Source organism: Mycolicibacterium chubuense (assembly GCF_001044255.1).
Lineage (GTDB): Bacteria > Actinomycetota > Actinomycetes > Mycobacteriales > Mycobacteriaceae > Mycobacterium > Mycobacterium chubuense.
In genome coordinates this window covers 1-765 of record NZ_JYNX01000047.1, presented here as the reverse complement: position 1 = coordinate 765, position 765 = coordinate 1, and the positions used below count along the sequence as shown (strand labels likewise).

Below are 765 nucleotides of genomic sequence, written 5' to 3'. Positions count from 1 at the left end.
CGGCGCGGCCACCGGAGGCAGGGCGGGCGCCGGGCCCGGCGTGGGCAGTTGACCCGACACCGCGTGCGGCACCTCGAGGCCGGGGGCCGTCGGGACCGGACCGGTCGCGTTCAGGGGCACAGTCTGTGACGGTAACCGGACAGGGACCTCCGACGGCGTCACGACGCGCGGCGCAGGCGGCGCGGGCGGCGCCGGTTCCGGCAGCGGGGCGTTCAGCGGCGGCGGCGGCACGCCCTCGGCGGGCTTGGGGGTGCCGACCACGACCCAGTTGCCCGATGCGTCCTGCACCAGATGGGCGGTGTCGCGCGACGGGATCATGCCCAGGTTGCGGGCCGCCTCGGCGAGCGCAGGCGCCGCCTGCGCTTGCAGAACGTCACGCTCCAGCGCCTCCTTCTGCTGCATCAGCGCCTGGTTGACCTGCCGCGCGTGACCGAGCTGATAGGACCGCTCCGCGGCGTCGGTGGACAGCCACAAGGTGACCCCCAACCCGAGCCCGAGGCAGCCGATCACCAGCACGACGAACGGAACGCGGGCGACGAGCCGGCGGGGATTCAGCTCGACAGACGCCAGCCGGGTGAGCAGGCGCTCCCTCAGCGGGAGACGAACGACCTTGGGCGCCTTGGCCTTCCGCGCCTTCGCGCGGGCCTTGGCCTGGCTGGCACTCTTCGGCCGCGCCGGGGTGTCGGTCAGCCGCGGGTTGGGCGTGGTGCGCCGCGCCGGCCGCGCGTCGCGGGTGGAGGTACGCCCCCGCGGCGGCGCGTCGAC

General features: G+C 75.7%; 1 protein-coding gene. It reads right to left on the bottom strand.

Annotated features, from left to right (window positions below):
* Positions 1–765, bottom strand: a 765-nt coding sequence (locus tag MCHUDSM44219_RS17220; protein WP_048419483.1) for a cell division protein FtsL, incomplete at both ends; no start/stop codon positions are given.